Origin of the sequence: Nocardia sp. NPDC052112 (genome assembly GCF_040680135.1) — a bacterium.
Taxonomy (GTDB): domain Bacteria; phylum Actinomycetota; class Actinomycetes; order Mycobacteriales; family Mycobacteriaceae; genus Nocardia.
The window spans coordinates 424,308-443,741 of the sequence record NZ_JBFAWD010000005.1; the positions used below are offsets into that span (position 1 = coordinate 424,308).

At 65.6% G+C, this 19,434-nt stretch carries 15 protein-coding genes; 4 read left to right on the forward strand and 11 right to left on the reverse strand.

Annotation, left to right across the window (positions count from 1 at the left end):
* Positions 1-212: 212 nt before the first annotated feature.
* The gene (locus AB0L58_RS12385) at positions 213-1,049 is read right to left on the reverse strand and encodes a phosphoribosylaminoimidazolesuccinocarboxamide synthase (RefSeq protein WP_364385439.1); all 837 of its coding nucleotides are present in this window, start codon (positions 1,047-1,049) and stop codon (positions 213-215) included.
* A 138-nt stretch (positions 1,050-1,187) separates the two neighbouring features.
* Here AB0L58_RS12385 and pepN point away from each other — a divergent pair, with 138 nt between their 5' ends.
* Positions 1,188-3,770: an aminopeptidase N gene (pepN, locus tag AB0L58_RS12390; RefSeq protein ID WP_364385442.1), complete on the forward strand. Its 2,583-nt coding sequence runs from the start codon at positions 1,188-1,190 to the stop codon at positions 3,768-3,770.
* 74 nt (positions 3,771-3,844) lie between these two features.
* Here the strand turns inward: pepN and AB0L58_RS12395 are convergent, their stop codons facing one another.
* The 4 genes from AB0L58_RS12395 to AB0L58_RS12410 all read right to left on the reverse strand — a co-directional run bounded on the left by AB0L58_RS12395 (position 3,845) and on the right by AB0L58_RS12410 (position 6,920).
* Positions 3,845-4,309 (reverse strand): DUF5130 domain-containing protein, encoded by a 465-nt coding sequence (locus AB0L58_RS12395; protein WP_364385445.1) that lies wholly within the window; start codon positions 4,307-4,309, stop codon positions 3,845-3,847.
* Complete coding sequence (locus AB0L58_RS12400; RefSeq protein WP_364385448.1) at positions 4,296-4,571, reverse strand: hypothetical protein; 276 nt, start codon at positions 4,569-4,571, stop codon at positions 4,296-4,298. Before AB0L58_RS12400 ends, AB0L58_RS12395 begins: the two co-directional genes overlap by 14 nt.
* 206 nt (positions 4,572-4,777) lie before the next feature.
* Positions 4,778-6,352: an alpha-amylase family glycosyl hydrolase gene (locus tag AB0L58_RS12405; RefSeq protein WP_364385657.1), complete on the reverse strand. Its 1,575-nt coding sequence runs from the start codon at positions 6,350-6,352 to the stop codon at positions 4,778-4,780.
* 163 nt (positions 6,353-6,515) lie between these two features.
* Positions 6,516-6,920 carry a globin gene (locus AB0L58_RS12410; protein WP_364385451.1) on the reverse strand — a complete coding sequence of 135 codons (405 nt, stop codon included), beginning with the start codon at positions 6,918-6,920 and terminating at the stop codon, positions 6,516-6,518.
* 226 nt (positions 6,921-7,146) lie between these two features.
* On the opposite strand from AB0L58_RS12410, the gene AB0L58_RS12415 reads away from it, so the two are divergent.
* Entirely contained in the window at positions 7,147-7,854 is a 708-nt protein-coding gene (locus AB0L58_RS12415; RefSeq protein ID WP_364385660.1) for an HNH endonuclease, read from the forward strand.
* A 95-nt stretch (positions 7,855-7,949) separates the two neighbouring features.
* Here AB0L58_RS12415 and AB0L58_RS12420 read toward each other — a convergent pair whose 3' ends face one another.
* Entirely contained in the window at positions 7,950-8,510 is a 561-nt protein-coding gene (locus tag AB0L58_RS12420; protein ID WP_364385454.1) for an XRE family transcriptional regulator, read from the reverse strand.
* A gap of 110 nt (positions 8,511-8,620) precedes the next feature.
* Here AB0L58_RS12420 and AB0L58_RS12425 point away from each other — a divergent pair, with 110 nt between their 5' ends.
* Positions 8,621-9,325, forward strand: a complete 705-nt coding sequence (locus AB0L58_RS12425) for an AzlC family ABC transporter permease (protein WP_364385457.1) — start codon at positions 8,621-8,623, stop codon at positions 9,323-9,325.
* 58 nt (positions 9,326-9,383) lie between these two features.
* Positions 9,384-9,704, forward strand: a complete 321-nt coding sequence (locus tag AB0L58_RS12430) for an AzlD domain-containing protein (protein ID WP_364385460.1) — start codon at positions 9,384-9,386, stop codon at positions 9,702-9,704.
* A 410-nt stretch (positions 9,705-10,114) separates the two neighbouring features.
* Here the strand turns inward: AB0L58_RS12430 and AB0L58_RS12435 are convergent, their stop codons facing one another.
* From AB0L58_RS12435 to AB0L58_RS12455, 5 genes are all read right to left on the reverse strand, one after another.
* Complete coding sequence (locus tag AB0L58_RS12435; RefSeq protein ID WP_364385463.1) at positions 10,115-10,780, reverse strand: hypothetical protein; 666 nt, start codon at positions 10,778-10,780, stop codon at positions 10,115-10,117.
* Between the two features lie 265 nt (positions 10,781-11,045).
* Positions 11,046-11,468 (reverse strand): thioesterase family protein, encoded by a 423-nt coding sequence (locus AB0L58_RS12440; protein ID WP_364385663.1) that lies wholly within the window; start codon positions 11,466-11,468, stop codon positions 11,046-11,048.
* Between the two features lie 41 nt (positions 11,469-11,509).
* Positions 11,510-16,450 carry an NAD-glutamate dehydrogenase gene (locus AB0L58_RS12445; RefSeq protein WP_364385466.1) on the reverse strand — a complete coding sequence of 1,647 codons (4,941 nt, stop codon included), beginning with the start codon at positions 16,448-16,450 and terminating at the stop codon, positions 11,510-11,512.
* 652 nt (positions 16,451-17,102) lie between these two features.
* A complete protein-coding gene (gene ettA, locus AB0L58_RS12450; protein ID WP_364385469.1) occupies positions 17,103-18,779 on the reverse strand; it encodes an energy-dependent translational throttle protein EttA in 1,677 nt (558 codons plus the stop codon).
* Between the two features lie 76 nt (positions 18,780-18,855).
* Positions 18,856-19,380 carry a single-stranded DNA-binding protein gene (locus AB0L58_RS12455; RefSeq protein ID WP_364385472.1) on the reverse strand — a complete coding sequence of 175 codons (525 nt, stop codon included), beginning with the start codon at positions 19,378-19,380 and terminating at the stop codon, positions 18,856-18,858.
* Positions 19,381-19,434 lie beyond the last annotated feature (54 nt).

Below are 19,434 nucleotides of genomic sequence, written 5' to 3' on the forward strand. Positions count from 1 at the left end.
GCACAGGGTGCCCGGCACCCGATACGTGCATCGCGCACCCCACTGGGCACCCGGTGCAGCAACCTGGCACCCCACACAAAGTTGCCCGGTCTCGGCGCAGGGTGCCCAGCGCACTCGGGCACCCATGCATCAACACCGCACGCGACCAGAAATCCCCCCATCAGCGCGGCACACCACTCAACAATCCAACCGCAGAAGCCGCACATCAGATGTCAGCGCGGTGTGTCACTCCAGGTCTGCCCGGTGATCAGTTCGTATGCCTCCATGTACTTCTGGCGGGTGGCATCGACGATTTCGGTGGGGATCTCTGGGCCGGGGTACTCCTTGTTCCAACCGGTGGAGGTGGACCAGTCGCGGACGAACTGCTTGTCGAAGGAGCGCTGCGGACGCCCCGGTTCCCATTCGGCGCCAGGCCAGAAGCGGGAGGAGTCGGAGGTCAGCACCTCGTCGCCGAGGGTGAGAACGTCACCGTTCCAACCGAATTCGACCTTGGTGTCAGCGACTATGACGCCGCGCACGGCGGCGTGTGCGGCGCCTCGGGTGTAGATCTGGAGGGTCAGGTCGCGCAGTCGCTCGGCGACCTCGCGGCCCTCCTGATTCACCACATCCGCGAAGGTGATGGGTTCGTCGTGGCCCTCGGATGCCTTACTGGTCGGGGTGAAGATCGGCTCGGGCAGCTTGTCGCCATCGCGCAGGCCGGCCGGCAGTGCGACACCGGAAACGGTCCCGGTGCGCTCGTACTCCTTCAGCCCCGACCCGGTCAGATAGCCGCGCGCGATGCATTCGACCTGCAGCATCTTCAGCGGCTTGACCCGGATGCCGCGACCGGCGAACTCCGCGGGGACATCGGTCGCGGAGACCACGTGGTTGGGCACATCGGTGAAGTATTCGAACCACCAGTTCGACAGCTGGGTCAGCAGCGCGCCCTTATCCGGTATCGGCGTCGGCAGCACTACGTCGTAGACCGATACCCGGTCCGACGCCACGAGCAGCAGGGTGTCGCCGTCCTCGTAGAGGTCGCGCACCTTTCCGGCGTGGATGTGCTTCACGTCGCAGCTCCGATCCTGGTCGATAGGGTTCAAGGGAAAAAGTCCCGCGCGGGCAACCTTACCGAGGTGGCATTGTGGTGAGTGTTGTGCCCGCCGGGGGGCCGCCCACGCACGTTCTTCGAACCACGAAGGAGTCCAATGTCCGCACCGAACCTGACTCGCGACCAGGCAATCGAACGCGCCTCGACAGTCCAGGTCGAGAACTATCGCATCGAGCTCGACCTGACCGACGGGGCAGGGCGGCCGGGCGAGCAGACCTTCTTCTCCCGCAGCACGGTCGCTTTCACCGCGACCGCGGGCGCAAGCACGTTCATCGATATCGTAGCCCGCGGGGTTCGCTCCGCCGTGCTGAACGGCACGCCGATCGACGTCGCCGACTACGACGAAGCCAAGGGCATCACCCTGACCGGTCTGGCCGAGCGCAACGAACTCGTCGTCGAGGCCGACTGCGAATACTCCAACACCGGTGAGGGCCTGCACCGCTTCGTCGACCCCACCGACGATGCGGTCTATCTGTACTCGCAGTTCGAAACCGCCGATGCCAAGCGCATGTTCGCCTGCTTCGATCAGCCGGATCTCAAGGCCACCTTCGATATCAGCGTCACGACCGCACCCAGCTGGAAGGTCATCTCCAACGCCGCCGTGGTCGATACGCTGCTCGCCGATCCCGGCAAGCACCTGTTCCGCACCACCCCGCGGATGAGCACCTATCTGGTCGCGCTCATCGCGGGACCGTACGCGGAATGGACCGATGCCTACACCGACGATCACGGCACCATCCCGCTCGGCATCTACTGCCGCGCCTCGCTCGCCGAACATATGGACTTCGAGCGCCTGTTCACCGAGACCAAACAGGGATTCGGCTTCTACCACAAGCACTTCGGTGTGCCCTACGCCTTCGGTAAATACGACCAGTTGTTCGTCCCGGAGTTCAATGCGGGCGCGATGGAGAACGCGGGTGCCGTTACGTTCCTGGAGGACTACGTCTTCCGGTCCAAGGTGACCCGGGCGTCCTACGAGCGGCGCGCGGAGACCGTCCTGCACGAGATGGCGCATATGTGGTTCGGCGATCTGGTCACCATGAAATGGTGGGACGACCTGTGGCTGAACGAGTCGTTCGCGACCTTCGCCTCGGTGCTGTGCCAGTCCGAGGCGACCGAATACACCAGTGCCTGGACCACTTTCGCGAATGTGGAGAAGTCCTGGGCCTACCGCCAGGATCAGCTGCCGTCCACCCACCCCATTGCGGCGGACATTCCGGACCTGCATGCGGTCGAGGTCAACTTCGACGGAATCACCTATGCCAAGGGCGCTTCCGTGCTCAAGCAGCTCGTCGCGTATGTCGGTCTGCAGCCGTTCCTCGCGGGTCTGCGCACTTACTTCACCGAACACGCCTACGGCAATGCCACGTTCGACGATCTGCTGTCGGCGCTGGAGCAAGCCTCGGGCCGTGATCTTTCCGGCTGGGGCGCACAGTGGCTCAAGACCACCGGCCTGAATATCCTGCGGCCGGACTTCGAGGTCGACGCCGCGGGCAAGCTCACCTCGTTCGCCGTCGTGCAGGAGGGCGCCGCACCCGGAGCCGGCGAACGTCGCGTCCATCGCCTCGCCATCGGTGTCTACGACGACCAGGACGGGAAGCTGGTGCGCACCAAGCGCGTCGAGCTCGATCTCGATGCCGCCGAGCGCACCGATGTCGCCGAACTGGTCGGCGTGCCGCGCGGCAAGTTCGTGTTGGTCAACGATGACGACCTCACCTATTGCTCGGTGCGGCTGGATGCCGATTCGCTCGACGTGCTGGTGAACCGCATCGCCGATATCGCCGAACCACTCCCCCGCACGCTTGCGTGGTCGGCCGCCTGGGAGATGACCAGGCAGGCCGAGTTCCGGGCCCGCGATTTCGTCGCACTGGTCCAGCGCGGCATCGGCGCCGAATCCGAAATCGGTGTGGTGCAACGACTCCTGATGCAGGCCAACACCGCGATCGGCAGCTACGCCGATCCGGAATGGGCCACCACCACCGGCTGGCCCGAATACGCCAACCGGTTGCTGGAACTCGCCCGCGAGGCCGAGGCGGGTTCGGATCACCAGCTCGCGTTCGTCAACGCGCTCGTCGGCGCAAAGCTGTCGGCCTGGCATACCGAGGTGCTGCGCGAAGTGCTCGACGGCGATCCGGCGAAGGTCGGGCTCCCTGGTCTGGTGGTCGATACCGATCTGCGTTGGCGGCTCGTCACCGCGCTCGCCGCCGCCGGTGAGATCGATGCCGACGGTCTCGCGACCCCGACGATCGATGTGGAGTTGGACAACGATCCGACCGCGGCGGGTAAGCGGCACGCCGCCGCCGCGGCGACGGCCCGTCCGATCGCCGAGGTCAAGGAGCAGGCCTGGACGACGGTGATGACCGACGATTCGGTTCCGAATATCACCGCCCGCTCGATCGTCGGCGGCTTCGCACCCAACGGCCAGGGTGAGCTGCTGACGCCGTATGTGGAGCGCTATTTCGCCGAGGTTCCCGCCGTCTGGGAGCGCCGCTCCAGCGAGGTCGCGCAGACCGTGGTGGTCGGGCTCTACCCGACGTGGGCGATCAGCGAGGAAGCCGTGGCGGCGGCGGACAAATTCCTCGCCGACGACCATCCCCCGGCCCTGCGCCGCCTGGTCAGCGAGGGTAAGGCGGGCATCGAACGCTCGCTGCGCGCCCGCGCCTTCGACGCCCGGAACTGAAACACACAGCCCAGCGCTGAAACGCAAACGGCGCGTTCACCTCAACCGAGGTGAACGCGCCGTTCGGGTAACGATCAGCGACCGATGGCCGCGGCCATCACCCGAACCGCGGAAACCAGACCGTCGATGAGCTGCCCCTGCCGGAACGAGCTCAGCGCGGCGGTGACGCCGAGCTGGCAGACGCGGTCGTTGGCGCGATCGGCGACCTCGCGACCGGAGCGCACCTCGATGGCCTTGTCATTGGGCGAAACCGCGATGAGCACCGACCGCGCGGCCTCGGGGGTCGCGGGGAAGACCGCATCCGCACCGGCGGCCGGATCCGCGCCGAGATCGCCGATGTAGATGTTGAAGCGCACCTTGGTCGCGCGGGTCGCCTCGGTCAGTACGTTATCCATGGCGAGCCGCTCGTCATCGCTGAACGGAGCCTCCTTGAACACCGCGCCGGCCTCGTGCACGCCGGAGACACGGCCGCTGCTGGTGACCACCGAACCGTGCGGCAGTTCGGATTCGACTACCGCGGGCCAATTAGAACTTGCCACTTGCCCGGCCTCCGATCAGCTCCACGTCGGTGGATTCGATTGCCGCATGGTGCCCATGCGACTCAGCAGTGTGGTGACCCGATCCGGTCACCTCGTCGGTCGCGCTCCACAGCACGGCAGGCTGGGTCCATTTCTGACCGAGGTCGAAGTGGACCGGCTTCTCACCGGGCAGTGGCTTGCCGAGAAACGACAATCCGGCGATCGCGCCGTAGATCACCAGCGGGATGCCGAGGAAGATCAGCACTGTCTCGAGAATGCTCATGACTGCGCCTCGCTGGCACTCGACTCCGTCATGCGCATTGCGCGCTGGCACATGGTTCGCTCGCTTCGCTCACTCACGAGAATCACGGTAGACGATCGCGTGTAGTAGTTCGCGCTCTGGTCGAACTCGTGTGTCCGCTGACGACTGTCCCCGCTGGCACTCGACTCCGTCGTGCGCGATGTGCGCGGTGACTTCGGTTCGCTCGCTCATACCAGCCAGGCGGCGGCATTCGCGGGCAACTGTCGGTTCACCGGCGGGGCGCTGGCGAGCAGCACCTCACCGGGTGGGAGGGAGATCGGCGCGGACGAGGTATTCAGTACGCAGACCAGTCCACCGGGACGCCGGAAGGCCAGGCAACCCGCCGGACTGCCGTACCATTCGATCCGCGGGCCCGCGAATTCCGGTCGGACACCGCGTAATTCGATCGCCAAGCGGTACAGCGACAGCGTCGAGCCCAGCGCCTCCAATTGCGCCTCGACCGACGATGACGCCCACTCCGGCGGTATCGGCAGCCAGGACCGCGCGGCCCTGGTGAAGCCGAACGGCGGCGCCGCACCCTCCCACGGAATCGGCACGCGACAGCCGTCGCGTCCACGCTCGGTATGTCCGGAGCGTTCCCAAACCGGATCCTGGAGCATCGACTCGGGCAGATCGTCCACATTCGGCAGTCCGAGTTCGGCACCGTTGTAGATGAACACCGCACCGGGCAGCGCCAACTCCACCATGATCATCGCGCGGGCCCGCGCCACCCCGACCGGGCCGCCGCCATAGCGGGTGACCTCGCGCTCGATGTCATGGTTGGACAGAGTCCAGGTGGGTGAGGCGCCCACCGGCGCGACGGCCGCGAGCGAATTATCGATGGCGGCCCGCACCGTATCGGCGGCGAATTCCGTCTCGGCGAGGCGGAAATTGAAGGCCAGGTGCAGTTCGTCCGGCCGGACGTACTCGCCGAAGCGAGTGTTGTCGTCGACCCACACTTCGCCGATCGAGACCGCGTTCGGATACTCGTCGAGCACCTTGCGGATGCGGCGGTGGATCTCGTGCACATTGGGATTGTTGAAGCGCGGATCGCTGTCGTCGTGCACGAGCATCTTGGTCTCGACACGCTCCATATCGGGCAGGCCGTCCGGTTTGGCCATGCCGTGCGCCACATCGAGGCGGAAGCCGTCGACGCCGCGGTCGAGCCAGAACCGCAGCGTTTGCTCGAAGTCGGCGGCGACCTCGGGATTCTGCCAGTTCAGGTCCGGCTGTTCGGGCGCGAAAATGTGCAGATACCACTGGCCGGGGGTGCCGTCGGCCTCGGTGATGCGGGTCCAGGCGGGTCCGCCGAAGATGCTCGGCCAGTTGTTCGGCGGCGTGGCGCCGTCGGGTCCGCGGCCGTCGCGGAAGATGTAGCGCTCGCGCTCGTGGCTGCCGGGCGCGGCGGCCAGCGCCGCGGTGAACCAGGGATGCTGGTCACTGGTGTGATTCGGCACCAGGTCCATGGTGACCTTGAGGTTGCGGTCGTGCGCCTCGGCGATCAGCTCGTCCATTGCCGCCATACCGCCGAACAGCGGGTCGATATCGCGCGGATCGGCGACGTCGTAGCCGCCGTCGGCCATCGGCGAGCGCATCACCGGACAGATCCAGAGCGCATCTACCCCGAGTAGTTCGAGGTAGCCGAGCTTCTCCCGAACGCCACCGAGATCGCCGACCCCGTCACCGTCGGAGTCCGCGAAGGACCTCGGATAAACCTGGTAGAACACGGCCGACCGCCACCAAGGTTGGGCGGTGCGATCCACCGGCGCCGGCACGGCAGGTGTATCAGTCACATCCGCAATAGTGCCAAATAATTTCGGTAAATTCGCCCAGGCTCAGCGATATTCATCGACATCCGGCAAATATCCAGCGTTCCGCGACCCGAGTCGAAACCCTGTCGCTGACCCTGAACCAGCCGGAAAGATCTCACCAAGCCGCATTCATCAGCGAATTTGCCGCCATCTCCAAATAGTCGAGCAACGCCTTGCGATGCTCGTCATCCAGAATTGCCGGTTCGATCTCCGCCACGCCGATGCGCATGCAGCGCAGCCATGCGTCACGCTCCACCGGACCGATCGTGAACGGCATATGCCGCATCCGCAGCCGCGGGTGCCCCCGTTCCTCGGAGTAGGTGCGCGGACCGCCCCAGTACTGCTCGAGGAACATGCGCAGGCGTCGCTCCGCCGGTGCGAGGTCCTGCTCCGGGTACAGCGGGCGCAGCACCTCATCGGCCGCCACCTCGCGATAGAACGCGGCGACGATCCGCTGGAACGTCTCCGCCCCGCCGATCGCCTCGTAGAACGACGTGGCTGTCTGCTCGCCGGAACTCATCAGGTCCTCTCGATCGGGCCAAGTTGTGTTGTTTCGAGCGACCCGCAAGCGATCGCTAGCGGCCCGCCGTCCATTGTGCCCGCGTTACGAACGGGCGGCCCTTCAACCACAGTTCATCCGACATTGTGTGAAATCACCGTGCAATGGCGGGCGTTCCATGGTCAACTGGGTGGCAGTCTCTGCCGAGATACCACATGATCTTGATTACGAAGAAACCGGGGTCACCATGAAGCAGCGGCACGGCCGATCACATGAGGCCAGGACGCACCGACAACTCCAGCCCGCCGACGTCCACAATCGTGGGTCGGGGGCTACTCCGCTGCACATCTTGTCCGACCACCATCCGGGTGCCCATCGCACCGGTGAGCCTGCTCACCACATCCCGCACCTCACGTCCGTCCAGAACGAGGCCGCCAGCTGGTTGAAGCGCCGGGTGTTGCTTCTGAATGCCACCTACGAGCCGCTCACCGCATTGTCCGCGCGCCGCGCCGTGGTACTTCTCATTTGCGATAAAGCCGATACCGTCCACCACGACCCCGAGGGTTCGGTGGTGCATTCCGCCGAATCCGCCGTCACGATTCCGTCCGTCATCCGGCTGCGCAGCTATGTGCACGTGCCCTATCGGGCGCGCGTCCCGATGACCCGCGCCGCCCTCATGCATCGCGACCGCTACCGCTGCGGCTATTGCGGTGGTAAGGCGGAGACCATCGATCACGTCATCCCGCGCAGCCGCGGCGGTGAACATTCCTGGGAGAACTGCGTCGCGAGCTGCGCGCCCTGCAACCACCGCAAGGCCGACAAGCTGCTCAGCGAGCTGGGGTGGACCTTGCGTTCGCCGCTGGTCTCGCCGAAGGGGCCACATTGGCGGCTGTTGTCGACCACCGCGGAGCTGGATCCGGTGTGGTTGCAGTATCTCGGCGAGGGCGCTGCCTAGCTCCGGGTGGGTGCGGTCCGGCCGGGACTCGCCTTCGTTCCGCCGCGCATGTCTTCGCCTGCGTGCACGAATCGGGGTCGAGCAGCCGCGACCGACTATGTGTATTCGACGACGAGTGCCGCCCAGGTATCGGGTGTCAGGGCTTCGAACACGTGCGGGGCGTCACCCGGGTATGAGATGTAGTCGCCCGGTCCGAGCTCGACAGGTGCGTCGATCGGGCCGGTGAGCGCACGGCCGCTGGCCAGCAGTACATGCTCGATCACCCCCGGAATGTGCGGTTCGGATCTGCGGGCGTGGCCGGGTTCGGCGGTGATCCGAAAGAAGTCACGGCGGGTGTTGGCCGGTCCGGCCGCCAGCAGGGTGGCACGGTAATCGGATTCCGCGGCGGCCAGTACCGGTCCCTCCCCCGCGCGAATCACCTGAACGATCGGGCGCGGCGGTTCGAGCAGTCGCGAGAAGGGCATATCCAGTGCGACGCACAGCGCCCACAAGGTCTCCAGGCTCGGATTGCCGGTACCGGACTCCAGCTGGGACAGTGTGGATTTCGCCACACCCGCGCGGTTGGCGACCTCGGTGAGCGATAGCCCAGCACGGGTGCGCTCGCGGCGCAGGGCAGCGGCGATCACCGCCTGTGGCGTCGTCGGACTCTGCTCCATGTCCGCTCCCGTCGACTAGGGGGATGGCAGGCCGGCCGAAGTGACTACAGCTGACCGCCCAACAGCGAACCATATTGACGAATCGCCCCGCCATGTTCATTATAAGCTACATGCGTTCGATATGGCGAACACTTGATCGGGACACACTATCCGGCATCGCGGCGGTACTGCTCGCGGTCGGGTTGATCGGTGTTTCCTACGGCGCGACCGCTGTCACTTCCGGTTTTCCGCTCTGGGTACCGATTGTGCTCGGGGTCGTGGTGCTCGCGGGCGGGGCGGAGTTCCTGTTCATCGGAATCATGGCCGCCGGTGGCAGCCCGGTCGCCGCGATACTGGCCGGACTGCTGGTCAATGCCAGGCATCTGCCATATGGGCTGTCGGTGCCCGATGTAGTCGGCACCGGATGGCGGCGGCGCATCGGAGTACACGTGATGAACGACGAATCCGTCGCGCTGGCACTCGCCCAGCCCGACGTGACACGTCGGCGGGCCGCGTACTGGGTGAGCGGGTTGGGCGTGCTCATCGCGTGGCCGGGCGGTGCGGCGATCGGCGCGCTGATCGCCGCGGTGGTACCCGATACCGGTGCGATCGGTTTGGACGCGGTGTTCCCGGCGGTGCTGTTATCGCTGATCATGCCTGCCTTACGAGCCCGCGGCACCCTCCGAGCTGCGTTGCTCGGGGCCACCGCCGCGGTGGCGAGCGCGCCGTTCCTGCCAGCGGGAATGCCCGTGCTGGTGGCACTTTCGGGGCTGTTCTTCGCGATCTCGAGGAACAGCGACAGCACGGCCGAGCCTGAAAAGGCGCAGACGGCATGATTAAGCGATTCTTCGGCGGAGCACATCCGGCCGAACCGAGGACCGAGGAGGCGCGGACGTGAGCACCCCGATCTTGCTGGTGGCCATGTCCGCACTCTCCGCCGGAACCTATGCCTTCCGGTCATCGGGACCGGCACTGCGCAACCGCATCCGCTTCCCGGAGCGAGCAACAAAACTGCTGGAGATCGGCGCGGTCGTCCTGCTCGCGGCGATGGTCGCCGTCACCACGGTGCCCACCGGCTCCGGCCACCTCGGATTCGCCTTACCCGCAGGGGTTTTGGTCGGCGGGCTCCTCGCCTGGCGCAACCAGCCGATGCTGGTGGTCATCCTGGCTGCGGCGGGTACGACCGCCCTGCTGCGTTTGGTCGGCCTCACCTGACCCCGCCACACCCCGGGTACAGCGGCTGTACACCCGATGTACGGGTGTGCATTACGACAAAGGCGTGCGTAGACGCACCTTCGGGATGCTCGATGCAACGGGGTCCCGAAATCCCTGGTAGGTGTGCGCGATAGCGCTGCCTGGCGTGGAAACCACAGGGTCGGCAATGCCGAACGCGATCATCCGCAGCGTCTCGAGATCCGCACCTCCTTGCCGGGCGCCGATCCCGACAGGCGGTACACGAGCTTGCGCGACAGGCACCAGCGGCAGGGATTTGGGTCAGCTCACCAACGACACAGGTCGGAGCAGGTCACCAGCGACAGGGGTTCCGGGCGGCTCAGAGCGACAGAGATTCCGAGCAGCCCACCAGCGACAAGAATTCCAGACAGCCACCAGCGACAGGGTTTGGGTCAGCTTGGGGTTAATGGGATGCCGCCGCCGCGGCGCCGGGCCACAGAGCCGTAGCGGGCGTCGATGCGGAGCCAGGTTTTCGTGGCACGGACCCGAACGATTTCGGTGGGCAGGATGCGGCGGGAGTCGGCCTTGTCACCGGCATGCGGGATGAAATCCATTGCAGTGAGGGCAAATACGACGCGCATCGGAACCTGCACCTGAGCCGCGGCCCCGGATACCGTGAGCACCGTCTGGTCGAGCAGGGCGGCGGGCGGGCCATGGTTGCTGCCGTGTTCCTTGGCCAGTGCCGCGCCCTGTTCGGCGAGTTCGACGAGGGTGCGCGCGGGCACATCGTCGACATGTTCGAAGCCGACATCCGGGGGAAGCGCACCGCGCCAAGCCGAATCCATCGAGTAGCCGAGATCGATCGGACTGCCGGACGGCAGACCGGCCAACACCAGATCGGCACCGACGGTGACATCGTCGACGCCGAGCTCGGCGACCACGGTGCGCACCGCCAGCGCCTCGAAACCCGTTGCCACCCAAGCGGATACGTACCGTTCCCCGCGACGACGCAGGCGCACCACCGCCGCGGGATCCAGCCGAACGGCTCGACTCAAGAAGGTCGCCAGATTCTCCCGCTCGGCCGGATCGGCAACATCGAGGACTCGCTGTCCCGACATCAGCGCGCCACCACCCCTGCGCCGCAACTGGATTCAGCCATCACCACGCGACCATTCCACCACTGCCGCGCAACCGAGTCGAACACGCCCGGATCGGCCCCCGCACCGCGGCCGCCGCCGCACGACGACCGCAGTCCGTCACCACCGCTGCGCAACCGGAATCAGCCATCACCACGCGAGCCGACGCCGACGACCGCTGCTCGAGAACCGAAGCCGGCCACTACCGCGCAGCAATCCGACTCGGCCGCCCGACCCCGGCAATCGCTCACTCTTTCCACTCGGCGAGGTAATCCCGTTCGGTATCGGTGAGCCGACGCAGACGCTGCGAGCGCATATCGAAGGCCGCGATCTGCGTGGAGGCGATCACCGCGGGCGGCGAGTCCGGGGCCGAGCCATTGGCCCGGACCTCGTAGCCGATGGTGAAGTCGACCGCACGCAGTTGCTCGATCCACATGGCGATATCGAGCGGGGTGTCCTCGTGGCGCAGCTGGCCGCGGTAGCGAACCCGAAGGTCCGCCAGCACACAGCCCTCGCGCAACGGCGCGGTCGGGCGTCCGTCCTCGAAAAGCCACGGAATCCGCGCCTCCTCCAGCAGCGTCACCATGCGGGCATGGTTGACGTGCTGAAACACGTCCATGTCCGACCACCTGACGTCTACCTTGGCGTGGAAGCGCTTGGGTAGCAGCAAGCTGCCGCCAAGCGCCCTTCCGTTACCGTTCAGCGAACTGGTCAACGCGGTACCTCCGATTGAGCGCCCACCCCGCTCACCATGCTTCGCACTTGCCGCGCTGCAACCGACAGCGTGGCGAGATCGTGGGTTCCGGACTCGAACAACTCCGACAGCGCGGCCCGAGCACGCCCGAGCCGGGACTGGTTTTTCGACTCCCAGTATGCAATCTTCTCGTCCGCGGTCTCCTCCGGGTCGCCCCCGGAGAGTACGTCGAGGGTCAGCGAGCGCAGCGATCCGTACATATCGTCACGCAGCGCGAGGCGGGCCAGCGCATGCCAGCGATCGCCGCGTTCCAGGTGGCTGACCGCCTGCAACAGCCAATCGATCTTGAGGTGATCGTTGAGCGCGTAGTACAGCGAGCCGACCTCCTCACCGCTGCGATCTGTGATATCTGCGATATCCAACACATCGAGCAGCGGGAACAGATTCAGCAGTCCGAAGACCTCGGTGGCGAGGTCGGTCGGCGCGCCGCGGGCGATCACCTCGGCGGACTGATCGGTCAGGGTCGAGACGTGATGTCCGCGCAGCCAGCCGGGCACCTTCGGCGCCAGCTCCCGCACGCCCCGGCTGTATCGGTTGATCTCCGCACCGACCGCGATCGGCTGCGGGCGATTGCTCAGCAACCAGCGCGAGGCGCGGTCCAGCGTCCGCTTGGTCTCCAGCTCGAGTTCGTCGCGCACCGATACCGCGGCGTCGGTGGCCCGGATCCGCGCCCACATATCGTGCAGATCGAAGATCTCGCTGGCCGCCGCGAAGGAGCGCACGGCGTCGGTCGAGCTGGCGCCGATCTCCTCGTTGAGCCGATGGGCGTAGGAGATGCCGCCGTAGTCGACCATCTCGTTCACCACCATGGTGGTGGTGATCTCGCGACGCAGTCGGTGCCGCTTGATGGCGGTGCCGAAACGCTCGCGCAGCGGTGTCGGAAAATACTCCGGCAGCCTGGTGGCGAAGTACGCGATATCCGGTAGATCGGTTTCGAGCAGATCGGCCTTGAGCGAAAGCTTCACATGCGCCATGAGATTGGCCAACTCCGGCGAAGCCAGACCCGTGCCGTCTTCGATCCTGCGCTTGATCTCGACCTCCGAGGGCAGCGCCTCCAGCTCGCGATCCACCCCGCGACGCACCTCCAGATCCTCGATGAGCCGCTGGTGCACATTCAGCATCCGAGGCGCCTCGGTCCGGGAGATGCCCATCAGGAAGTTCTGGGAGACATTGTCCTGCAACACCATCTGGGCGACCTCATCGGTCATCGAGGCGAGCAGCGGATTGCGTTCGGTCTCGGGCAGTACGCCCGCGCTGACCACACCGTCGAGCAGCACCTTGATATTGACCTCGTGGTCGGAGCAGTCGACACCGGCCGAGTTGTCCAGTGCGTCGGTGTTCATCTTGCCGCCGTTGCGGCAGAACTCGATTCGGCCGAGTGCGGTCGCACCCAGATTGCCGCCCTCGCCGATCACCTTGACCCGCAGCTGATTCCCATTGACGCGCACCGGGTCATTGGACTTGTCGCCGACCTCGGCATTGGTCTCGGTGCTCGCCTTGATGTAGGTGCCGATGCCGCCGTTCCACAACAGCTGCGCCGGCGCGAGCAGAATCGCCCGGACCAGTTCCGGCGGCGACAGCGCGACCACATCGTCAGCCAGTCCCAATGCCTTTCGCGCCGGCGGGCTGATCGGCACCGACTTCACCGTGCGATCCCAGACACCACCGCCGGTGCTGATGAGCGAGGTGTCGTAATCGGCCCACGACGAGCGAGGCAAGGCGAACATCCGCTGCCGCTCCCGGAACGAAGTCGCCGCATCGGGATTCGGATCCAGGAAGATGTGCCGGTGATCGAAGGCCGCGACCAATCGGATGTGCTCGGACAGCAACATGCCGTTGCCGAAGACGTCACCGCTCATATCGCCGACCCCGACCACGGTGAAATCGGTTGTCTGCGTGTCGATATCCATCTCCTGGAAGTGGCGTTTCACGCTCTCCCACGCACCCTTGGCGGTAATGCCCATCGCCTTGTGGTCGTACCCCGCCGAACCACCGGAGGCGAAGGCGTCACCGAGCCAGAACCCGTAGCGCTGGGCCACATCGTTGGCGATATCGGAGAAGGTGGCGGTGCCCTTATCGGCCGCGACCACCAGGTAGGTGTCGTCGCCGTCGCGGCGGATCACCCGCTTGGGCGGCAGTACCGCGCCGGTCGCGCGGTCGACATTATCGGTGACATCGAGCAGACCGGAGATGAAAGTCCGATAGCATTCGACGCCCTCCGCGCCGAGTGCCTGCCGATCCGCGGTCGGATCCCCGGTGGCCGCGGGCGGCTGCTTGACGACGAATCCGCCCTTGGCGCCGACCGGCACGATGACCGCGTTCTTGACCGCCTGCGCCTTCACCAAGCCCAGGATCTCGGTGCGGAAGTCCTCCAAACGGTCCGACCAGCGCAACCCGCCACGCGCGACCGGACCGAAGCGCAGATGCACACCCTCGACCCGCGGCGAATACACGAAGATCTCGAATTGCGGCCTCGGCTTGGGCAACTCGGCGATTTCGCGTGGTTCCACCTTCACCGAGATGTACCCGCGCGAAATGCCCTTGGCATCGGTCACATAGTAGTTCGTCCGCAGCGTCGCCTTGACCAGCGACAGGATCGCACGCAGGATCCGGTCCGCGTCCAAGCTGACGACCTCATCGATGCGGCCGCGGACTCGGGTCTCCAAATCGGCCGCGTGCTCGGCCGATTCGGTATCCGGATCGAAGCGCGCCGTGAACAGATCGACGAACAGCCGCGCGATATCCGGATAGGCGAGCAGCACCCTGGTGATATTCGCCTGGCTGTACGGGAAGTCCGCCTGCTGCAGGTACTTCGCGTACATCCGCAGGATCGATACCGCACGCCACGACAGCCGGGCACGCAGCACGAGTTCATTGAGCCCGTCGGCTTCGGCACGCCCGAACCACATCGCTTCGAAGGCCTCGGTAAACCGGTTGTGCAGGCCCCGCTCCTCGGATTCCAGCGCATCGGCTCTGGCCGAGGACTCCAACAGTTCGGCGTCCAGATCCCGGTCCAGCGAACTGCGCAGCAGTTCCGGCCGAGCCAGCAAGCCGAAGTCGTAGATCCAGCGTTCGCCGCCGTCATCGCCAAGCGTCGGATCCGAGAGAATCTGATAGGGCCGCTCGTCGACCACCTCCACACCGAGGCTCTGCAGCACCGGCAGCACCTGGCTCAGCGAGACGCCGCCGCCGCCGATGTAGAGCGTGAAACGCCACGAACCCGGCACCGAATCCGCACGGCGGTAGAGGTATTGGTCGATCGAGCCCGCGGCGAGGCCCTCCAGCCGGACCACGTCGGCCAGTGCGCGCTCGGCGGCGAAATCCTGTTTGTACGCCTCCGGAAAGGCCTCGGCGTAGCGCTGCACGACGCCGGGATCCAGTACGGTCGAGGTGTTCACCGCATCGTTGAGGCGATCGTCCCAGGTGTGCGTCGCCTCGGCGAGCAGGTTCTGGATGCGGAGCCGATTGGCCTCGGAGGTGTCGGCCTGGGTCACCGATTCGCGCGGCACCCCGAACTCGGACTCCGGCATGCGCACCGTGAAATACACACTGGCCAGCTCGCTTTCGCTGACCCTGGCGGAGTAGTCGATGGAGACACCGCCCAGTTCGCGCACCAGGATTTCCTGCATCTCCAACCGCACCCGCGTGGTGTAGCGATCCCGAGGCAGATAGACCAGGCACGCGACGAACCGGCCGTAGCCATCCGAGCGCAGGAACAGCCGAACCTGTCGGCGCAGACCGACATTCAGCACCGCGGTCGCGGTGCGCCGCATGGTCTCGGCATCCGAGGAGAACAATTCGGTGCGCGGGAAAGACTGGATGACCTCGAGCATGGCCTGCCCGGAGAACGAATCCAGATCGAAGCCGCTCTCCTCGATCACCGAACGCACCCGGCGCTCGATCACCGGGATATCCATGACGTTCTCGTGTACCGCGGTCACGGTGAAGACACCGATGAACAGGTGCTCACCGACGATCGTGCCGGACTCGTCGAAGTCGGCGACACCGATGAAGTACGGGTACACCGAGCGGTGCACGGTGGCGGGCACCAGGCCCTGGGTGAGCATGAGCAGCGGACGGTCGCCGGCGTTGATCGGCACCCGAAAGTCGGTGCCGACATCCGGGCGTAGCACGCCGAGGCAGGTACCGGGCAGCGGGTTGTTCGAGATCGTCTGTTCGTGCTCGGTGCTGAGCCGATAGCGGGCATAGCCGAGCACGGTGAAATTGCCACCGGCCAACCAGCGCAACAGATTCGCGGTATCGACCAGATCGGTATCGGAGAACGGCGCGTGGCCGGATTTCGCCGCCACCTCCAACTCATCGGCCAGATTGCTCTGCACCTGTTTGATGGCCTCGGCATCACCGATGACCTGGCGCACATCCGCGACCACATCCGGCATCGACTGCTCGATCCGATCCAGCAGGGCCCGGCTGGTCGACGGGTGCAGTTGCAGGTGCATCCACGATTCGCGCAGGCCGTCGGTGCCGTTGCTGTCGACCTCATGCGGTGCGGCGCTGATCAGCCGTCCGTCCGGATCGCGCGTCACCTCGAAGATCGGGTGGATCACCTCGCTCACGCTGACGCCCATCCGGCTCAGCGACGAGGTGATCGACTCCACGAGTAGCGACATATCGTCGGTGACCAACTGCACCGCGGCGCCGAGGCCGGAGCCGTCGTCGGGGTGGTAGACCCGCACTAGCGCCCGCCCGACGGGGCGGGTCATCGCGAGTTCCATATGCCGCCGGAAGATCTGAGTGATCCCGGTGATCGCGCAGTCCACATCGCCCGCGTCGACGTGGCGGAAATACGCCTCCTCGAGGGTTGCGAGTTCACCGCGCAGCGACTGCGGCAAACCCGCGGCCCACGCCGCACTGGACAATTCGGACGAGACCGTCATTTTTTCGCCAACTCCTCGGATTCGGTTCCGCAACAAAGTGACGCCGGTCCGAGAGTAGCTGTGCCATGCTGACGCGTGGGTGAATTCCCTTCTAAATGCAGGGTGTTCACCGATACCGCAGCGTTCGCCGCTTGATTGCCGAGGTGGTTGGTCCCGGCACAGCACCCGATCGGACCGGCAACGTCACGTAGACGCAATCGCGGTGGTAGCGACCCAATGCCCGGACTGCGCCTGCGCATGCACGGTCCCCACCATAGTCAGATCTTTGGAACAGTGTCGGTCGACCGTATTTCCTTCGATGGAAACACTGCGCGGTGCCCGTTCGCCGCACTTCCTTCGGCAGAACGACCGTTCGACACCATCATGCACAGATGTGATCGCCTCCGCTCCGGTCCGCAACCCAGTGCTGCGGCTCGGTGCCGAAGGGTCTTCGGCGGTGGGCGACCGTGGGTTGCTCGCACAGCGCCTGCAGTCCGAACGCGACGCTCTCCCCGAACAAATCATCGCCCCCACAGGTCTACTCAGCCGCAACCGGCTGGCCGGTTCGAACGCCGACAGTGCCGAGGGCGCGGTATACAAAACAATCGTCGCCGCACTAAAACAGCTCGTCCGGCGGGGCAGTGCACTGCGACCGCCCCGCCGAACGCCGGACTCAGTCGCGGGTGAGCTTGCGGTGGGTCACCCGATGCGGGCGGGCTGCCTCCAGGCCGAGGCGCTCGATCTTGTTGGCCTCGTACGCCTCGAAGTTGCCCTCGAACCAGAACCACTTGGCCTCGTTGTCGTTATCGCCCTCCCACGCCAGGATGTGGGTGCAGGTGCGATCGAGGAACCAGCGGTCGTGGGAGATGACCACGGCACAGCCCGGGAACTGCTCGAGCGCGTTCTCCAACGAACTCAGCGTTTCCACGTCGAGGTCGTTGGTGGGCTCGTCGAGCAGGATCAAGTTGCCGCCCTGCTTGAGGGTGAGCGCGAGATTCAGGCGGTTGCGCTCACCACCGGAGAGCACCCCGGCGGGCTTCTGCTGGTCCGGCCCCTTGAAGCCGAAGGCACTGACGTAGGCGCGCGACGGCATCTCCTGGTTGCCGACCTCGATGAAGTCCAGCCCTTCGGAAACGACCTGCCAGACGTTCTTCTTGGGGTCGATGCCCGCGCGGTTCTGGTCGACGTAGCTCAGCTTGACTGTCTCGCCCACCTTCACTTCACCACTGTCGGGCGACTCGAGCCCGACAATCGTCTTGAACAGCGTGGTCTTACCGACACCGTTCGGACCGATGACACCGACAATGCCGTTGCGCGGCAAGGTGAACGACAGATCCTTGATGAGCTGACGGTCCCCGAAGCCCTTGTCCAGATGCGCGACCTCGACGACCACGCTGCCCAGGCGCGGACCCGCCGGGATCTGGATCTCCTCGAAGTCCAACTTCCTGTGCCGCTCAGCCTCGGCCGCCATCTCCTCGTACCGGCCGAGCCGGGCCTTGTTCTTGGCCTGGCGGGCCTTCGCGCCGGAGCGCACCCAGGCCAGCTCCTCCTTGAGCCGCTTCTGCAGCTTCTGATCCTTCTTGCCCTGCACCTCGAGACGCTGGGCCTTCTTCTCCAGATAGGTGGAGTAGTTGCCCTCGTAGGGGAAGGTGCGCCCGCGGTCGAGTTCGAGGATCCACTCGGCGACATTGTCGAGGAAGTACCGGTCGTGCGTGACGGCGAGTACGGCGCCCTGGTAGGAGGCCAGGTGCTGCTCGAGCCACAGCACGCTCTCGGCATCGAGATGGTTGGTGGGCTCGTCGAGCAGGAGCAGGTCGGGCTTGCTGAGCAGCAGCTTGCACAGTGCGACGCGGCGGCGCTCACCACCGGAGAGGTTGGTGACCGGCTCATCCGGCGGCGGGCAGCGCAGGGCGTCCATGGCCTGCTCGAGCTGGGAGTCGACATCCCAGGCATCGGCGTGATCGAGGTACTCCTGCAGCTTGCCCATTTCGTCCATGAGCTCGTCGGAGTAGTCGGTGGCCATGAGTTCGGCGATCTCATTGAAGCGATCCAGCTTCACCTTGACCTCGCCGAGGCCCTCCTCGACATTGCCGCGAACCGTCTTCTCCTCGTTCAGCGGCGGCTCCTGCTGCAGGATGCCCACCGTGGCACCCGGTGCGAGGAAGGCGTCTCCGTTGTTCGGCTGGTCCAGTCCGGCCATGATCTTCAGCACGCTGGATTTACCCGCGCCATTGGGGCCGACGACGCCGATCTTCGCGCCGGGAAGGAAGTTCAAGGTGACATCGTCGAGCACGACCTTGTCGCCGTGCGCCTTGCGAACCTTCTTCATTTGGTAGATGAACTCAGCCATACGGGAAAGCCTATCGGTGTGGGTATCGGTGGAATGCAGCAGAGCCATCACTGTCGCCGGGGTGTCCGGCCTGTGCTCAAGCGTCGACAGGCTCGGTATCCGCGAGCCGAGGCGGTGCGGAAGTGAGGGACGTCGCGTCCTCCCCCGGTCCCTCCCCTTCGACACGTGCACGGTCTTCAGCGCTGGATCGGTCACAACTATTCCGTGCCAGAGTACTGGGTCCGGATGCCGCGCCCGAAACCGCGCGCCGGACCACCTGTGCGGTGCAGCGGGACAGGTCCGGGCCGATCGAGGTGGCGCGCATCTCGACATCACGCCGATCCACACCATCCCTGGCCCGGTACTCGTGGGTGCGCAGTTGCCCGTAGGCGATGATCGGATCGCCGCGACGCAGTGAAGCGTCGACCCCGACCACCAGCCGACGCCAGCAGCTGACGGTGAGATAGAGGGTCCCACCGTCGACCCACTCGCTCGTCTCCGGATTGAACCGCCGCGAATTGCTCGCCATCCGGAAGGTCACCACCTGCTCGCCGTTGGTCAGGTCGCGCTTCACCGGATGGGTCACCACGGTCCCGATCACGGTAACCATCGCTTCATACATCGTTCCGCCCCTTAACATTTCGATCCATCAGGCTCTCGGGTGTTGCTCCCTTTC

Bases quoted from the DNA above. Each gene is read 5' to 3' on its own strand.
- AB0L58_RS12445 (WP_364385466.1), bottom strand. From the start codon at position 16,450: ATGACGGTCTCGTCCGAATTGTCCAGTGCGGCGTGGGCCGCGGGTTTG.
- AB0L58_RS12410 (WP_364385451.1), bottom strand. From the start codon at position 6,920: ATGAGTTCCGGCGAGCAGACAGCCACGTCGTTCTACGAGGCGATCGGC.
- AB0L58_RS12420 (WP_364385454.1), bottom strand. From the start codon at position 8,510: ATGGAGCAGAGTCCGACGACGCCACAGGCGGTGATCGCCGCTGCCCTG.
- AB0L58_RS12400 (WP_364385448.1), bottom strand. From the start codon at position 4,571: ATGAGCATTCTCGAGACAGTGCTGATCTTCCTCGGCATCCCGCTGGTG.
- AB0L58_RS12415 (WP_364385660.1), top strand. From the start codon at position 7,147: ATGAAGCAGCGGCACGGCCGATCACATGAGGCCAGGACGCACCGACAA.
- ettA (WP_364385469.1), bottom strand. From the start codon at position 18,779: ATGGCTGAGTTCATCTACCAAATGAAGAAGGTTCGCAAGGCGCACGGC.
- pepN (WP_364385442.1), top strand. From the start codon at position 1,188: ATGTCCGCACCGAACCTGACTCGCGACCAGGCAATCGAACGCGCCTCG.
- AB0L58_RS12435 (WP_364385463.1), bottom strand. From the start codon at position 10,780: ATGTCGGGACAGCGAGTCCTCGATGTTGCCGATCCGGCCGAGCGGGAG.
- AB0L58_RS12455 (WP_364385472.1), bottom strand. From the start codon at position 19,380: ATGTATGAAGCGATGGTTACCGTGATCGGGACCGTGGTGACCCATCCG.
- AB0L58_RS12425 (WP_364385457.1), top strand. From the start codon at position 8,621: ATGCGTTCGATATGGCGAACACTTGATCGGGACACACTATCCGGCATC.